We start from the raw sequence: 3,082 nt of genomic DNA on the forward strand, positions 1-3,082 counted from the left end.
CGCCGGCGCGTCCGGCGGTGCGTCTTCCGGAGCGGCTGCGGCCGCGGCATCCGGCGTCACCCTGGAGCCCGCGATCAGCGACGCCACCGGCGACGGCGCGCCCTACTGGGGCCAAGACGGCGTGCACGAGATCTACCGTGACTGGCGCAAGGTCCTCGACGAGTACCCGGGCGAGCGTATCCTCGCTGCCGAGGCGTGGGTCGACCCGCTGCCCCGCGTGGCCAAGTGGGTGCGCCCCGACGAGATGCACCAGGCGTTCAACTTCGCCTACCTCGAGACCCCGTTCGACGCGGCCGCGCTGCGTACCGTCATCGACGCCTCGCTCGCCGCCTTCGGCGCGGTGGGCGCGCCCTCGACGTGGGTGCTCTCCAACCACGACGTGGTGCGGCACGCGACGCGCCTCTCGGTCACCGAGGCGAACCCGCAGGGCCACGGCCTCGGTCCGCGCTCGAAGGGCCTGCCCGAGTACGCCACCGGCCTCCGCCGCGCCCGCGCCGCCACGGCGCTCATGCTCGCGCTCCCCGGCTCCTCGTACCTCTACCAGGGCGAGGAGCTCGGCCTGCCCGAGGTCATCGACCTGCCCGACGACGCCCGTCAGGACCCGACGTGGTTCCGCACGAACGGCGAGCGCTACGGCCGTGACGGATGCCGCGTGCCGATCCCGTGGGAGGCCGACGCGCACGCCTACGGCTTCGGCCCCGACGGCGACCCGTGGCTCCCCCAGCCGACGCAGTGGGCGGAGCTCGCCCGCGACCGCCAGCGCGGGGTGCCCGAATCGACGCTCACGCTGTACCAGGACGCGCTGCGCCTGCGCCGCGAGCACGACCTCGGCGCCGGATCGGTGGAGTGGCTGCCCGGCTTCCCCGCGACCGCGGTCGCGCTGCGCAACGGCGACGTCGTCGTGGTGGCGAACACGGGCTCCGAGCCCGTGCAACTCCCCGCCGGTGACGTGCTGCTCGCGAGCGGCCCGCTCGACGGCCGGTCGCTCCCCCACGACACGACGGCCTGGCTCCGCGCCTAGCCCCGGCGAACGAGCGGATGCCGCGGCCCCGCGCCGCGGCATCCGCTCGCCGCCGCGACATCCGCTGGCCCGACCAGTCCGCCCTCGCGGCATCCCGTCGCGCCCGCTTCGGTCCGCCGCGCGGAAACGCATGAGAATCCGTCGTTTGACCGCCCAGAGCGGCGTATCGGGCGGAATCTCATGCGTTTTCCTCGACGCGCACCGCCCTCGTCGGAATCGCCGCGTACGGGCCGTGCCCGGACCAGAGATGCTCATTCCGGTCCACCAGGGCGAGGATGCCTGCACGCGTCCGCTCCCAGTCGTGGACGACCTGCCGGTAGCTGAGTCGGAGGACGAGGTACCCGCGCGTCACGAGTTCGAAGTCACGCCGCCGATCCTCGTCGAACGCGGTGCCGGTGTGGAACGTTCGACCGTCGACCTCGATGACGAGCCGGTCGCCGACCAGAATGTCCACGCGGCCGACCCCGTCGATGGCAACCTGCAGCCGGTGCCGGATCCTCCGCGACCGCAGGAACAGGCGAACAGCAGTTTCGATCCCCGACTGGGCATCGGCATCCGCTCGGTCGAGCATGACGCGTCTCGACGGCGGCATCCAGGCCCGGATGAGGTCGAGGTGCTGCAGCGACAGGTTCCCCGTTTCCAGCGCTGAATCGACCGAAGCGATCGCCCGCGCGACATCCGTGCACGCGAACATCTCGGCGAGGGCGACCGTGAGTGGATCGACTGCCCGGTCGAAGGGTCCTCGGCGGCTGTAGTGCACGCAGACGCGGTCGCGGACTCGATCGAGCGGCTGACTACGGTCGTGCGGCGCGAAGAGTCGTCCGGTCGAGTACCGGACTCGCACGTGAAGACGTGGATCGTCGGCGACCCACAGGCCGCGCACGCGTGCGACCGTCGCTGCGGTCGCCATTCCGCCGACCCGCACGGCCCGCACCACATCGGCGGGTGCGTCGTGCGTCGCATACCAGCCGTTCCGGACGCGGAAGACGTCACCGCGTCGAATTGCCCGGTCGACGTCTGCCGACCTGCATCCGACTGACTCCAATGCCGCTCGTGCAACGACGCCACCGTGCTCGCGCATCACTCGCCTCACCGAATCCACGGAGTCGAGTGTGCCGCCCCCTCGGCTCGAGCAGGGCGCCGGGCTGCGATCTGTGGAGAGACGCGGCAGTTGCGGAGCACGGCTCGAAAACGCATGAGAATTGAGCGGATGCACCGTCACAGGGAGGCATCGACCGGATTCTCATGCGTTCGGCAGGGCTGCCGGAGCCGCTGCCGCGGTTCGGGGGCGCGGACGCGTCAGTTCGTGTTGGCGTAGAGCCACTCGAGCGGATCGACCTTGGTGCCGTCGACGCCGCCGAGGCGGATCTCGAAGTGCAGGTGAGGACCGGTCGACATGCCGGTGTTGCCCGTCTTGCCGATGACGTCGGCGACGTGCACCGTGTCGCCGACCTCGAAGCGCCGCGACCCCTCGATCATGTGGGCGTAGACGCTCGTCACGAGTTCGCCGTCGATGATGTGGTCGATCATCATGACGACGCCGAGCGATCCGCCCTCGTCGGTCGACACGGCGACGGTGCCGTCGGCGATCGCCTGGATCTCGGCTCCGATGCCCGGGTTGAAGTCCTGGCCGCCGTGGTCCGACGAGCACCCGGCGCAGTTGCGGTAGCCGAAGTGGTCGCCGATGTGCACGCCGACCGCGAACGGCCACTGGATCGTGCCCGCCGGATTGTTGGTGAAGTCCGCCTCGGCGCGGATGCCCGCGGCCTGCGCGTACTCCTGGATGGTCTGGTGCTCGTAGCCCTCGCGCTCGACGGTCTGCGCGACGACATTGCCGTCGATCGTCACGCTCTGCCCGCCACGGTCGCCGCCGTTCGCGCTCGCGAGCGCCATCGCCTGCACGTCGGCGGGCGAGAGCAGCGACAACGACGGGATCGTCGTCGCGACGGCGAGCATCGCCACGAAGCTCATCGCCACGACGCTCGCGATGCGTCGACCACCGCGCGGGTTCCGTGCAGATGCGGGGCCGGATGCCGCGGCGCGCGGCGGTCGACGCATCGC

The 3,082-nt window shown here is 71.3% G+C and carries 3 protein-coding genes; 1 reads left to right on the forward strand and 2 read right to left on the reverse strand.

The genetic code is table 11. The annotated features are described in order from the left end of the window. The coding region (locus GH736_RS20040; protein WP_235934533.1) for an alpha-amylase family glycosyl hydrolase at positions 1–1,021 on the forward strand (1,021 nt) is incomplete at its 5' end. A gap of 178 nt (positions 1,022–1,199) precedes the next feature. Here GH736_RS20040 and GH736_RS25810 read toward each other — a convergent pair. Then, positions 1,200–2,102, reverse strand: a complete 903-nt coding sequence (locus tag GH736_RS25810; protein WP_407922379.1) for an endonuclease domain-containing protein — start codon at positions 2,100–2,102, stop codon at positions 1,200–1,202. A 218-nt stretch (positions 2,103–2,320) separates the two neighbouring features. Then, the coding region (locus GH736_RS20050; protein ID WP_203230875.1) for a M23 family metallopeptidase at positions 2,321–3,082 on the reverse strand (762 nt) is incomplete at its 5' end.

This window comes from Agromyces humi, assembly GCF_009720255.1.
GTDB classification, from domain to species: Bacteria; Actinomycetota; Actinomycetes; order Actinomycetales; family Microbacteriaceae; genus Agromyces; species Agromyces humi.

Bases quoted from the DNA above. Each gene is read 5' to 3' on its own strand.
- GH736_RS25810 (WP_407922379.1), bottom strand. From the start codon at position 2,102: ATGCGCGAGCACGGTGGCGTCGTTGCACGAGCGGCATTGGAGTCAGTC.